General features: G+C 45.7%; 10 protein-coding genes. 8 read left to right on the top strand and 2 right to left on the bottom strand.

All coding sequences use genetic code 11. The annotated features are described in order from the left end of the window. The first annotated feature begins 1 nt into the window (after position 1). From addA to ACTO17_RS08015, 8 genes are read left to right on the top strand one after another with little or no spacing between them, the layout of a single operon-like run. Entirely contained in the window at positions 2 to 3,688 is a 3,687-nt protein-coding gene (addA, locus tag ACTO17_RS08050) for a helicase-exonuclease AddAB subunit AddA (RefSeq protein WP_482557563.1), read from the top strand. A 25-nt stretch (positions 3,689 to 3,713) separates the two neighbouring features. Continuing rightward, complete coding sequence (locus tag ACTO17_RS08045; RefSeq protein WP_482557562.1) at positions 3,714 to 4,763, top strand: PDDEXK nuclease domain-containing protein; 1,050 nt, start codon at positions 3,714 to 3,716, stop codon at positions 4,761 to 4,763. Next, positions 4,747 to 5,292 carry a GNAT family N-acetyltransferase gene (locus tag ACTO17_RS08040; RefSeq protein ID WP_172536155.1) on the top strand — a complete coding sequence of 182 codons (546 nt, stop codon included), beginning with the start codon at positions 4,747 to 4,749 and terminating at the stop codon, positions 5,290 to 5,292. The genes ACTO17_RS08045 and ACTO17_RS08040 overlap by 17 nt, the downstream gene beginning before the upstream one ends. 38 nt (positions 5,293 to 5,330) lie before the next feature. Next, positions 5,331 to 5,981, top strand: coding sequence for an HAD family hydrolase (locus tag ACTO17_RS08035; RefSeq protein WP_172536154.1), 651 nt, complete (start codon positions 5,331 to 5,333; stop codon positions 5,979 to 5,981). A 28-nt stretch (positions 5,982 to 6,009) separates the two neighbouring features. Beyond that, the gene (locus tag ACTO17_RS08030; protein WP_172536153.1) at positions 6,010 to 6,603 is read left to right on the top strand and encodes a Maf family protein; all 594 of its coding nucleotides are present in this window, start codon (positions 6,010 to 6,012) and stop codon (positions 6,601 to 6,603) included. Between the two features lie 37 nt (positions 6,604 to 6,640). Beyond that, complete coding sequence (locus tag ACTO17_RS08025; RefSeq protein ID WP_482557561.1) at positions 6,641 to 6,904, top strand: glyoxalase; 264 nt, start codon at positions 6,641 to 6,643, stop codon at positions 6,902 to 6,904. A gap of 14 nt (positions 6,905 to 6,918) precedes the next feature. Further along, positions 6,919 to 8,316: an NAD(P)/FAD-dependent oxidoreductase gene (locus ACTO17_RS08020; protein ID WP_172536151.1), complete on the top strand. Its 1,398-nt coding sequence runs from the start codon at positions 6,919 to 6,921 to the stop codon at positions 8,314 to 8,316. Positions 8,317 to 8,331: 15 nt separating this feature from the next. Continuing rightward, positions 8,332 to 9,324, top strand: coding sequence for a peptidylprolyl isomerase (locus ACTO17_RS08015; RefSeq protein WP_172536150.1), 993 nt, complete (start codon positions 8,332 to 8,334; stop codon positions 9,322 to 9,324). A gap of 110 nt (positions 9,325 to 9,434) precedes the next feature. On the opposite strand, the gene ACTO17_RS08010 is transcribed toward ACTO17_RS08015, so the two are convergent. Both ACTO17_RS08010 and htpG read right to left on the bottom strand, forming a co-directional pair. Next, positions 9,435 to 11,099 (bottom strand): bifunctional diguanylate cyclase/phosphodiesterase, encoded by a 1,665-nt coding sequence (locus ACTO17_RS08010; protein WP_482557560.1) that lies wholly within the window; start codon positions 11,097 to 11,099, stop codon positions 9,435 to 9,437. A 171-nt stretch (positions 11,100 to 11,270) separates the two neighbouring features. After that, positions 11,271 to 13,343 carry a molecular chaperone HtpG gene (htpG, locus tag ACTO17_RS08005; protein WP_482557559.1) on the bottom strand — a complete coding sequence of 691 codons (2,073 nt, stop codon included), beginning with the start codon at positions 13,341 to 13,343 and terminating at the stop codon, positions 11,271 to 11,273. Positions 13,344 to 13,737: the final 394 nt, after the last annotated feature.

Genomic DNA, 13,737 nt, shown 5'->3' with positions numbered 1-13,737 from the left:
CGTGGAAAAGCAATGGACCAGAGAACAGCGGCAGGTCATTGAACTTGAGAACAGAAATCTTTTGGTGTCTGCAGCGGCAGGAAGCGGAAAAACAGCGGTGTTGGTAGAGCGGATTATCCGGAAAATCACAGATCCGCAGCACCCTTTTGATATTGACAGGCTTCTGATTGTGACTTTTACCAATGCGGCGGCTGCGGAAATGCGGGAACGGATTGGCCTTGCCATCGAACAGGCCTTAGAGCGGCAGCCGGAAAACAGCCATCTGCAGAAGCAGCAGACGTTACTGCACAATGCGCAGATTACTACGATACATAGCTTCTGTCTCTATGTGATACGCAATTATTTCCACCGGATAGAGCTGGACCCGGAGTTTCGGGTGGCAGAGGAAGGGGAGTTAAAGCTGTTAAAAAGCGATGCGCTGGATCAGACGCTGGAGGGATACTACAAAGAAGCCAAGCCGGAATTTCTTGCTCTTTCGGAGACCATCGCCACCGGCAAAACGGATCTGCCGCTGAAAGAGACGATTCTGAAATTGTTTGAGTTTGCCATGAGTTATCCATGGGTGGAAGAGTGGTTTGAGGACTGCAGAAAGCCATTCCAGATTGAAACCCTGGAGGAATTTGAACATCTTCCCCTGGCAGAAGAATTGCTGTCTTACTTAAGCAGCATTGCCGGCCAGTGGGCTTTGCAGATGAAAATCTGCAGAAATCTCAGCCTGGAGAAAGACGGGCCTTTTATGTATGAAGAGCTTCTGGCCAGGGAAGCCCAGGCCATGGAGGAGATTCAGACATGCAGAACGTATTCCCAATATTATGAAAAAATCCGGGGATTTTCCTTCGGGCGGCTGCCGTCAGCAAGAAAATTTGAAGGAGATCCGGCTAAAAAAGAACGGGTGCAGAAGCTTAGGAATGAAGTGAAAAATTCCATGAAAAAAGCGGTGGAGCAGTTTTTCTTTCAAAGCCCGGAGCAAATGATTGCGGATATGAAAAAGAATCAGCCTGTGGCAGATATGCTCATTGAGGTTACCTTGGCTTTCATGCGGAAATTTGCGGAGAAAAAGCGGGAAAAAAATATGATGGATTTTAACGATCTGGAGCATTTTGCGCTGCAGATTCTGGTGGAGGATGCGTCTGGAAAACCTTCAAAGACAGCTTTGGAGCTGCGGAAGAATTATACGGAAATCATGGTGGATGAATATCAGGATTCCAACTATGTGCAGGAGACGATTTTAAAATCCGTTTCCAAAGAATCAGAAAATATTTATAATATTTTTATGGTGGGGGATGTGAAACAGAGCATTTACCGGTTCCGTATGGCAAGGCCGGAGCTTTTTATGGAAAAATACCGCACTTATACCCAGGAAGAAAGCAATTGCCAGAGAATTGACCTGCACCGGAATTTCCGCAGCAGGCCGGAGGTGCTAAGGAGCGTCAATGATATTTTTTACCGGATTATGAAAGCGGATATCGGAAACATTACGTATGATGCGAAAGCAGCCCTTTATCCGGGAGCGGCGTTTCCGGAAGGGGAAGCGGGGATGTTTGAGACAGAGCTTCTTGTGATTGAGCCGGAGGAGGAAAATAAAGATCTGAAAACCCAGGAATTAGAGGCGAAGGCAGCAGGATTTGAAATTCAAAGGCTGATGCAGGCCCAAAAGGTCACGGCAGAACAGCCGGAAACGCTGCGGCCGCTGCGTTATTCTGATATTGTGCTTCTGCTTCGCTCCATGAGCGGATGGGCAGATATTTTTGTGAAGGTTCTGGGAGAGATGGGCATTCCTGCCAGGGCTGCGGCGGGAACAGGATATTTTTCCGCCGTTGAGGTGCAGACGGCGCTGAATCTGCTGCGGATTCTGGATAATCCCAGACAGGACATTCCCATGGCTTCCGTACTGGCTTCGCCCATTGTAGGACTGAGCGGAGAAGAACTGGCGGCGATACGGACTTCCTGTCCCGAGGGCAGATTCTATCAGGCTGTGCTGACCTATGCAGAACCGGGCCGGCAGGAGACAGAGCTTCAGAAAAAGCTCATGGAGTTTCTGGCTTTTCTGGAACGGTTTCGGAAAAAAGTCAGCTATACCCCCATCCATGAACTGCTTTCCCAGGTATTGGAGGAAACCGGATACCAGGCCTATGTATATGCTCTGCCGGGAGGAGAAATCCGCCGGGCAAATCTGGAAATGCTGATGGAAAAAGCCATTGCCTATGAAAATACCAGTTACCGGGGCCTGTTTCATTTTATCCGCTATATGGAGCAGCTGCAGAAATATGATGTGGATTTTCCCCTTGCAGAAGGAGAAGAAGCAGAAGACGCGGTGCGGATTATGAGCATTCACAAAAGCAAGGGACTGGAATTTCCGGTGGTGCTGGTGTCGGGCCTGGGAAAAATGTTCAACACCCAGGATATCCGGGAACGGGTGGTGCTGCACCCGGGGCTTGGCATTGGCATGGATACGGTGGACTTGAAACGCCGCCTGCGGACGCCGGGGCTTACCAGACAGTTTTTAGCCCGAAAAGTGACCATGGAAAATGTGGGAGAAGAGCTGCGCATTCTCTATGTGGCATTAACCAGAGCTAAAGAAAAACTGGTGCTGACAGGCGTGATGAAAAAAGCGGAGGAGAAACTGGAATCCATGCAGGCCATTGCCGCAGAGGACGGTTTTCTGACCTTTTTAAGCCGATTAAACAGCAGCACATTTCTGCAGTTTTTGCTGTTGGCCGTAAGCTGTATGGAAACAAAGCTGCCGGTCAGGTTAATCAAACAGAAGGAGCTGGAAGAGCAAGAGGTACAAAAAGCAGTGCAGGAAGGGTTAACCAGAATACAATTGCTGGCCAGACTTCAGGAGGCAGAGCCTGAGTGGGAAACAAAAATTGAAGAACGTTTTTCTTATGTATATCCTTATGAACATGAGGTGGCCATGAAAACAAAGCTGTCGGTGTCAGAAATCAAACACCGCGCCATGGATCGCTTGATAGAAGAGGAGCAGCTGGAGCAGATGTTTCCGGCGGCAAGTCCGGGGAAACCGATTCCGAAAGAAGATTCAAAACATCTGGAGCAGACAGAGGATTTGGAAACCGGAATGCAGGCAGAGGCTCTGAAAGGGGATTTGGAAACCGGAATGCCGACAGAAGATTTTCAGCGGTATATTCCCGCATTTATGGAGGGGGTGCAGAAAGAAAATCTGGGCGCAAAGCGGGGAACCGCCATGCACCGCGTTCTGGAATGCTATGATTTCGCCATGCCGCCTGAAACCCTGGGGCAGCAGCTTCGGGAAATGGAAGAACAGCAGCGGATAGAAGGGGAGCTGCTGAATTTAGTTTCTGTTTCCGCCTTGAAAAAATTTCTGAAAACAGATCTGGGAGTCCGGCTGCAGGAAGCGGCAAAACGGGAAAAATTATACCGGGAGAAGCCCTTTGTCATGGGAAAACCTGCCAGTGAAATATTAGAGGGCAGCGCCAGTGAAGAAATGATATTAATCCAGGGAATTATCGACGTATTTTTCGAAGAACCAGACGGAATCGTATTGCTGGACTATAAAACAGACCGGGTGAAATCCTCCCAGGAACTGGCCGGACGTTACCATGCCCAACTGGTATTATATCAGGAGGCGATTGAACGTTCCACAGGAAAGAAGGTGAAAGAACGGCTTCTTTATTCGTTCTGTCTGGGGGAAGTGGTTTCTGTATAATGGTTTTGTTTCTGGAGGTATTTTAATGAATCAAAAGTTTTATGATGAAATAAAGGAAATATTAATAACCGCAAGAAATAAGGTCTATCAAGCTGCTAATTTTACGATGGTTGAAGCATATTGGAACATAGGAAAAACCATTATAGAAGAACAGGGTGGAAACAAAAAAGCAGAATACGGGAAAGGTTTGTTAAAAGAGCTGTCAAAACAAATGACACAAGATTTTGGAAAAGGTTTTACGGTGACAAATTTGAAATACATGAGGCAGTTCTATTTGACGTTTCCAAACGGTCACGCATTGCGTGACGAATTAAGCTGGACTCATTACAGGCTTTTAATGAAAGTGGAAAATGATAATGCAAGGGAATTTTATATGCAGGAAGCTGTGAAATCACAATGGAGTACCAGACAGCTTGAGAGGCAGATAAATTCATTTTTCTATGAAAGGTTATTATCCAGTAAAAATAAAAAACAAGTTGCAGCAGAGATTCAAACATTAGAGCCTGTCAAGAAACCAGAAGATATTATCCGTGATCCATATGTTTTGGAATTTCTTGGTTTAAGTCCAAATGATGATTTTTATGAAAATGATTTGGAGCATGCACTGATCACTCATCTGCAAAAATTTCTTTTAGAGCTTGGACGGGGCTTTTCTTTTGTTGCCAGACAGAAACGGATTACTTTTGACGGCCGGCATTTTAGAATTGACCTTGTATTCTATAATTATATTTTAAAATGTTTTGTTTTGATAGATTTAAAAGTTGGGGATTTAACCCATCAGGATTTGGGACAAATGCAGATGTATGTTCATTATTATGAACGGGAGCTTATGAATGAAGGAGATAATCCGCCGATTGGCATTGTGCTGTGTGCGGACAAGAGTGAATCTGTGGTTAAGTATACACTGCCTGAAAATGAAACCCAGATTTTTGCTTCGAAATATAAATTATATTTGCCCAGTGAGGAAGAACTGCTGCGTGAATTAAATCAGGAATATCAAGCATTGGAATCTGTGAAAACAGAGGAAATTAAAATTCACAAAGAAAGGAATTACAACAATGATTTACAAAAATAAACCCATAAAAATCGGCCAGCGAACCATCTCTTTACGGAGTGCAGAAGAAAAAGACGCAGAAACGCTTTTGACTTATATGAAAATCATCTATGGAGAAACCCCCTATCTGATCCGGGAGCCGGAGGAAGTTACCCTTACGCTGGAGCAGGAGAGAAATTTTATCCGGGAGAGGGCGGAATCGGAACGGGACCTGATGTTGTTGGTTTTTGAAAATGAAACACATATCGGCAACTGCTCCATATCCAGCCTTGGAGGCTTTTCTAGGTATGCCCACAGATGCGATATGGCCATTGCGCTGTATCAGAAATACTGCGGCGCCGGAATCGGCAGAGCCGTGATAGAGGAGGCTCTTAACGCAGCCCGGGATATGGGCTATGAGCAGGCGGAACTGGAAGTGGCGGCAGGCAACGAGCCTGCAGTCCGGCTGTACGAGAGTCTGGGATTTCAGAAATACGGTACATTTCCGGATAATATGAAGTATAAGGACGGAACCTATGAGGATGCTTACTGGATGATGAAGAAGCTCTGAGATAAGATATATGTGATTGCGGCAGAAAGGCGGAGACAATGAAACAGGCAGTTATTTTTGATTTTGACTATACATTAGGAGATTCCGCAAAAGGAATCATTGCAAGCATCAATTTTGCACTGGAAAAAATGAATCTGGAAACGGCGCCAAAGGAACGGATAATCAAAACCATCGGCCTGTCTCTGGAAGAGAGCTATCAGGCGCTTACCGGCAGAACCGACAGCAGGGAAAAGGAGAATTTTAAAGCATATTTCCGTGAAAAAGCCGATGAGGTTATGGTTGTAAATACCAGGGTTTACGACGGAGTGAAGGAGCTGTTAACCTGGCTCCATGAGAAAGGGAAAAAAACAGCCATTGTCACAACCAAGTATCACTACCGGATTCAGCAGATTCTTGCCGCCAATCAGATGGAGCATTTGATTGATGCAGTGATCGGCGGGGAAGATGTGAAAAAGCCCAAGCCCGATCCGGAGGGAATCCGTAAAATCAAAGATCAGTTTGGCATTTCTTTGGAAGAGATCCTGTACGTGGGGGACAGCCTTGTGGATGCAAAAGCGGCCCAGAGCGCAGGCGTGGACTTTGCTGCAGTTCTGACAGGGACCACCGATGCAAAAGAGTTTCAGAACTATCCCCATTGCAGGATTTTAGAGCGGGTATCCGAGCTGGGCAGCCAGAAGGGATTGATATAGTTAAAATGAAAGGAACAGGTGATTACCGTTGAAATACAGATTGATTCTTGCCTCTGCGTCTCCCAGGCGAAGGGAGATACTGGCCCAGGTCGGCGCAGAGTTTGAGGTGATTCCGGCAAAGGGAGAAGAACTGCTTACCAGTACGGAGCCTAAGGAGGCAGTACTGCAGCTGTCTTGCCAAAAGGCAGAAGAGACAGCCGGCAGGTTAAGCGGGGATGCCGGAAATATTGTGGTGTTGGGAGCGGACACGATTGTGTCCCTGGATGGAGCAATTCTTGGAAAACCTAAAGATAAGAAAGACGCCGTAAGAATGCTTGGGCTGCTGAACGGACGGGAACACAGCGTATTTACAGGGGTGACAATGATTGTGCGGGGAGACGGCAAGGAACAAATCATTTCTTTTTATGAAGAAACCAGAGTTTTCATGTATCCCATGACAAAGGAGCAGATTCAGGCTTATACAGAGACAGGAGAGCCTCTGGACAAAGCGGGCGCTTACGGGATTCAGGGAAAGTGCGCGGTTTACATTGAGAAAATTGTGGGAGACTATTATAACGTGGTAGGGCTCCCGGTGGCGGCAATTTATCAAAATTTGGAAAAATCAGGCATTGAAATTTTGTGAGATTCATACTATCATAGAAGCAGCAGGAGGGAATAATATGAATGAGTATGATGAAATTTGTCTGGAATATTTTGTAAAGCATCAATTGCAGCTCTTTGATGAAAAAGTGGCGAAGAATCCTGAGGAAGCGGAAGAATTTCTGGAGGACTGCATGGCGGTAATATGTGGCAATATCCAGGAGGTGCGGGATTATTTTGAGGAAGAAGGAGCGGATATATCCGGGATGAGCGACGAGGACCTGGAAGAAGCTTCAGAGGTGTTTTCTCTGCCGGACGGAAGATATCTGGTGGTGGAAGCATAGAGAAGGAGAAATCGATGACGAACTATGATGTGATTATTGTGGGCGCAGGGCCGTCCGGTATTTTCTGCGCATATGAACTGATTCATAAAAAGCCAAAGCTTCGGGTATTAATGTTAGAGAAGGGCCGGAGAATTGAAGAGCGCCAGTGCCCCAAACGGAAAACAAAGGTCTGTGTGGGGTGCAAGCCCTGTTCCATCACAACAGGATTTGCAGGAGCGGGGGCGTTTTCCGACGGAAAATTATCCCTGTCTCCGGATGTGGGCGGGAACCTGCCGGAGATTTTAGGCTATGAGAAAGCTCAGGAGCTGATTGGGGAATCCGATGAAATTTACCTGAAATTCGGTGCGGACGCCAGTGTGTACGGACTGGGCAAGGAGAAGGAAATCCGGGAGATCCGGAGAAAAGCCATCAATGCCAATCTGAAACTGGTGGAGTGCCCCATTCGGCACCTGGGCACAGAGGAAGGGTATAAGATTTATATGCGGCTTCAGGAACACTTGTTAGCCCAGGGAGTGGAAATGAAGTTCAAAACTATGGTGGAGAATATTATTGTAGAGGACGGCAGGGCCAAAGGCGTGCTTACCGGCCAGGGAGAAGCCTTTTACGGCAGAGAGATTGTCTGCGCCGTTGGAAGAGAAGGGGCAGACTGGTTCAGCCATGTGTGCAAGGAACAGCAGATTGAAACGAAAGTAGGGACTGTGGACATCGGCGTCCGTGTGGAGGTTCGGGATGAAGTGATGGATTTTCTGAATCAGAACCTCTATGAAGCCAAACTGATATACCACACGCCTACCTTTGACGACAAAGTAAGGACATTTTGTACCAATCCTTCCGGAGAGGTGGCCACAGAATATTACGATAACGGTCTTGCGGTAGTCAACGGCCATGCGTATAAGTCCAGTGATTTGAAAACCAATAATACCAATTTTGCGTTGCTGGTTTCGAAGAATTTTACGAAACCCTTTAAGACGCCCATTGAATACGGCAAGCAGATTGCCCAGTTGTCCAATATGCTCTGCGACGGGAAAATTCTGGTGCAAACCTTCGGGGACTTCAGGCGGGGCAGGCGCACCACGGAGGAGCGTCTCTGCCGGAATAATTTGATTCCCACATTGAAAGATGCCGTGCCGGGAGATTTATCCCTGGTATTTCCTCACCGCATTATGGTGGATATTGAGGAAATGATTCTGGCTCTGGATAAGGTGACGCCGGGCATTGCCAGCGACGAGACGCTGCTGTATGGCGTGGAAGTGAAGTTTTACTCGAATAAAGTGGTGGTAAATCAGGAGTTTGAGACAAATATTCCGGGGCTTCGGGCCATCGGCGACGGAGCGTCTGTTACCAGAGGGCTTCAGCAGGCGTCGGCCAACGGCTTAAGCGCAGCCCGCAGTATTTTAAAGAAAATGAATTAGCAGGTGAGAGTACAAATGAAGAAACATATGAAATATACAGTGACAGCCGTACTGTGCAGTCTGGTGTTTTTATGTTTGGCAGGATGTAAACTGGGAAAAACGCAGGTGACCGTCAACGCCGGATTCAGTGAAAATGATGTGTTTAAAATCAAGGATCAGGTCTGCACCCTGCCGGAAGCAAGAGTGATTCTGACCAATTATCAGAATATGTATGCCACCATGTACGGCATTGATTTGTGGAAGCATGAGTTTGGAGACAATGATCTGGAAACATATGTGAAGGATCTGACAATTTCCAGACTGGCTCAGATTATGTCCATGGATTTTCTGGCAGAGGAGAACGACATTGAATTGTCCAAAGAGGAGAAGGCCAAGATTAAGGATGCGGCGAAGGAATATTATGAATCTTTGAACGATACAGAACGGGAATATATGCATGTGAAACAGGGAGACATTGAAAACCTCTACAAACGGTACGGCCTTGCAAACAAGCTGTATACCCATCTCACCCAGGGCGTGGATGACGAGGTCAGCGACGATGAGGCAAGAATTATGGAGGCTCAGCAGATCTTTGTGACCGGTAAGGAGAAAGCGAAAGAAGTGCAGAAGCAGCTGAGGGAAGATGCAGATTTTTTGTCAGTTGCAAATATTTATAATGAGGCTCCTGAGATAGAAGTCACCTTCGGCAGAAATGATGTGCCGCCGGAAGTGGAAGAGGTGGCCTTTGCGCTGGAAAACGATCAGGTCAGCAAGAAAATCAAAACGGATAAGGGATACTATTTCTTTAAGTGCATCAATCACTATAATCAGGAAAAAACGGACGATCACAAATCCGTGATTTTGGAAAACCGCAGGAAAGAAGCCTTTGACGATGTGTATACGGAATTTCTGGATACCCTTTCCTCAGAACTGAATGAAAAGGTCTGGGATAAGGTGAAGGTGGAGATCCACAAAGAAGTGAAAACAGACAGCTTTTTTGATGTGTACGAAAAATATTGTACCTGGTAGCAGCCATAAAAATGGGCTGTTGGAAAATGGATAGATTTTGCAATACATCTTGTGCTCCTTTGGGAGATACAACCATGTTTTGTGAGAATTCGTTTTCCGACAGCCGTTTTTTATTTTATATAGTTTTCTGTAAACTGCTGATAAGGGCAGGGTTTTCCGAAATAGAACCCCTGGATATAATCCGGCGCCAGATTTTGAATCTGGTTCCGTTCATTGCTTGTTTCAATCCCCTCCACGCAGACATTCAGATTCAGGGTATGTACCATTTTGCTGATCAAATCAAGCAGATTGTATTCATATTCATTGGCCAGGGCTTTGGCGGTAAAAGAGCGGTCAATCTTAATGATATCCGGCCGTAAATCATGGAGATAATGGAAATTGGAGTATCCGGTTCCGAAGTCATCCAGGGCAAGCCGGATGCCGTTTTCCCTCAGTTTGGCCAGAAGCCTGGTAAAATGGGGATTGGATTCTAACAGTCCGCTTTCAGTCAGCTCCACAATCACATTGGCCGGCGGAACCTGATGTGCGTCAGCTGCAGACACAATTTCGTTGATAATATCGCTTTTGATTACCTGTACATAGGATACATTGATGCTGATGCGGAAATCGGGAATGGTTTCCATAATGCATTTGCAGGCCGTCAGAGCCTGTTCCAATATCCAGCGGCCTACCGGAATAATCAGGCCGGTTTCTTCCAGAATCGGGATGAATTCAACCGGGGAAACCATGCTGCCTTCCGGAGAATGAAAGCGCATCAGTGTTTCGGCGCCGTACAGCGTATTGGTGCGGGCATGAAACAAGGGCTGAAAATAGGCTTCAAATCCTTTGCAGTCCTGGTACACTGCCTGCCGCAGAAACTGGGTCAGTTTTTTTCGTTTCAGAAATGATTCATAGTCCTCCTGACAGAAGCAGTAGCAGCGGTTTTTCCCCTGTCGTTTTGCTTCATTCAGGGAAAATTCAGAAAGCTTCATCACATCGTAAAAAGAATAATCCTTAATCTTGGAAGATTCCAGAATTCCGCCGGAAATCGTAAAAACTGCCTCATAGCGGCATTCTTCCACGAAGTGTATAATTTCCCGCTGAATGGCCCGATAAAGCGATTTGGCGTCCTTACAGCTTCCGCCCTGGAAATCCAGAATCAGGAATTCATCTGCCACAGTCCGGTATAATTTTTGGGAAGGGGAAATGCATTTGGAAATGCACTCTGCCGTTTGGCGCAGAACCGTATCCCCGTATTCGATGCCCAGTTTTTCATTGATTTCTTTAAAATCATCCAGTCCCAGATGCAGCAGATAGCCGTCTGGAAAGGGAACCGGTACGGTATCCATATAAGTCTGAAGACTGGAAGAACCCAACAGGCCGCTGACGTTGTCTGCTTTTTGCGCAGCGCCAATTTCATTGATGCAGCCTATCATATACAGAGCTTTTTCCTGATCCCTTACCACGTAGCCTCTGCAGTTGATCCATACCGGCTGCCTGTCCAGATCCAGCCATCGGTATTCCAGGTTGTGGAACTGGCGTCTGCCTTCCAGAAGAGCGTTTAAATCCTCCTGCAGCGCGGCCAGATCGGCGGGATAAACAAACAGTCCATGAGCAGCCACAACATCATGGAAGGTGTTGTCTGGAATGCAGAACCGCTGTTTGGCATGTGGGGATATATAGTAAAAATCGTTGATAAAATCGTAGACATACAGATAATCATCCATACATGGATGCAGCAAATTAATGACTTTGCAGAGCTGTTCTACTGTTATTTCATGAAAATTTTGTTCCACTTGGGTTCCTCCTGTCAGTATCATGCAATCAATGGGAGTATATAAATTATTATATTGGAAATTTTTGTGAAATGCAACCACTATTTATGGTAAAAAAGCACCGGTAACCGTCAAAATATACAAATTGACGGTTGCCGACGCTGGTGACTGCAGCTTTGCGGTTCTAAGATTCTATTGAATATCTGCAAGGAGCATCATGATTTTGTTGCTTCGCGCCACAAATTTGCTCATGGCGTCGGTGGGCAATGGATGATTGCTCAGCATGGCCAGATCGTAGAGCTGTTCACAGAATACCGGAACATGTTCAGAATCCTTATGGTCTAAAATGTACTGAACCAGGATATTGTTGGCATTTAACACAAGGGTCTGATCCCCGCCGAACATGGAGGGGTCCATTCCTGCCATACCGTACATTTTCATCATATCCTGCATCCGCCGTCCTTCTTCCGACAGGGTGATGACAGAAGAGATGTCGGCATTTTTCAGCTTCTCCACAGTTACTTTCAGGTTTTCATTGCCCAGAGCCTTGCGGAAAGTTTCGGTTAAAGTGTCGGTTGCTTCTTTTAATTCTTCCTCTGAAACCTCTTCCTTCAGCGATTCAGTCAAGTCGGCGTCAATGCGGACAAATTTGATTTTCTCATTTCTGCGTTCTAACTGAGTGATGAAAGAGGTATCAATATTGTGGTCTAAGATCACTGCGTCCATGTTCTGTTCTTTGAACATCTTGATATACTGTCCCTGCTGCTGAACATCGGTGACATAGTATACCGGCTTGCGGGTGTCTTTTTCCTCATGCTCCGGTGTATCTTCGGAAGCATCAGCAGCGGAAGCATCGGCGGAATCATTAGTTTCGGATGTTTCTTCCTCTGTTTTCAGGCATTCCGGAAGGGTCAGGTACTTGTCCTCCAGATTTTTGAACAGGATGTAATCGTTCATTTTATCGCAGAACTTTTCATCTTTCAGGCAGCCGAATTTGATAAAGGGGCTGATGTCGTCCCAGTATTTTTCATAGGCTTCTTTGTCTGTTTTGCACATGCCGCTTAACTTGTCCGCTACCTTTTTGGTAATGTAATCGGAGATTTTCTGGACAAATCCGTCGTTTTGCAGCGCGCTTCTGGATACGTTCAGCGGCAGATCCGGACAGTCAATCACGCCCTTTAACAGCATCAGGAATTCCGGAATCACTTCCTTAATGTTGTCGGCGATAAATACCTGGTTATTGTATAATTTAATGGTTCCCTCAATGGAATCGTATTCCGTGTTGATTTTCGGGAAATACAGGATTCCCTTCAGGTTAAAGGGATAGTCCATGTTCAGATGAATCCAGAACAGGGGCTCCTTGTAATCCTGGAATACCTTCCGGTAAAAGGTTTTGTACTCCTCGTCGGTGCAGTCGTTGGGGTGTTTGGTCCAGAGGGGATGGGTATCGTTCAGGGCAACCGGACGTTTGATAATCTTGGCTTTTTCCGTTTTGGGAGATACCTCTACCTGTTCCTTGGTTCCGTCCTCATTTTCTTTTTCTTCAAATTTAGCTTCTTCTATGATGGTTTCAACCACGGTGTCTTTTTCCGTGACTTCTTCTGCAGGAATCGTTTCGTACTCGGTTTCCGCATTTTCTTTTTTCAGAAAAATGGGGGTGGGCATGAAAGAGCAGTATTTTTCAATCACTTCCCTTGCCCGGTATTCATTGGCGAATTCCAGGCAGTCCTCATTGAGATATAATGTAATCTCTGTTCCCACGGTGTCTTTGGAGCCGTCCTGCATATCGAATTCGGTGCCGCCGTCGCATTCCCAGTGAACGGGAACGGCGTCCTTCTGATAGGAAAGGGAATCAATATGCACTTCGTCCGCCACCATAAAAGCAGAATAGAAGCCCAGTCCGAAGTGGCCGATAATCTGTTCTTCACTGGCCTTGTCCTTGTATTTTTCCAGGAAATCCGTAGCGCCGGAAAATGCAATCTGGTTAATATATTCTTCCACTTCGTCAGCGGTCATTCCAAGGCCGTTGTCGATGAATTTCAATGTTTTTTCTTCCGGATTCACCAGAATTTGAATCTTCGGCTCAAAATCCTGGGGCAATTCATATTCTCCCATCAAATCCAGTTTTTTTAACTTGGTGATGGCGTCGCATCCGTTGGAAATTAATTCACGGTAGAAAATATCATGGTCGGAATACAGCCATTTTTTTATAATAGGGAAAATATTGTCGCTGTTAATGGAAAGGTTTCCATGTTTACTGCTCATAATAATTACACTCCTTTATTTAGAATCTGTGTTTCAATCTATAGAAGATTGTAAGCCCCATTTTTTTAAAAGTCAATAGAAATTTAGCACTCTTCTTAAATGAGTGCTAACAAATTGCAAAAAAGCCAGGAAAATCAAGGGGTTGAGAAATTATTAAAAGTTTATAAACTGATAGATTCAAGGGGAATTTTATTGTAAACGGGGGTGCTTTTTTGTATAATTGGGATATAACATAATGTGACGGAAGATGAGATTGAAGATATCACAATTAAGCATGTACTGGTTGATGCAGACTATAATGATTATTCCGATTTTCTGATTATTCCGATTTTAACATAGGCAGACTGGGAAAAGCAATATATTCCGCATTCCCAGCCTGAAATTTTTCCAAAAG

Source organism: Petralouisia sp. (genome assembly GCF_056822245.1).
This window is presented reverse-complemented; position numbering and strand designations above follow the sequence as displayed.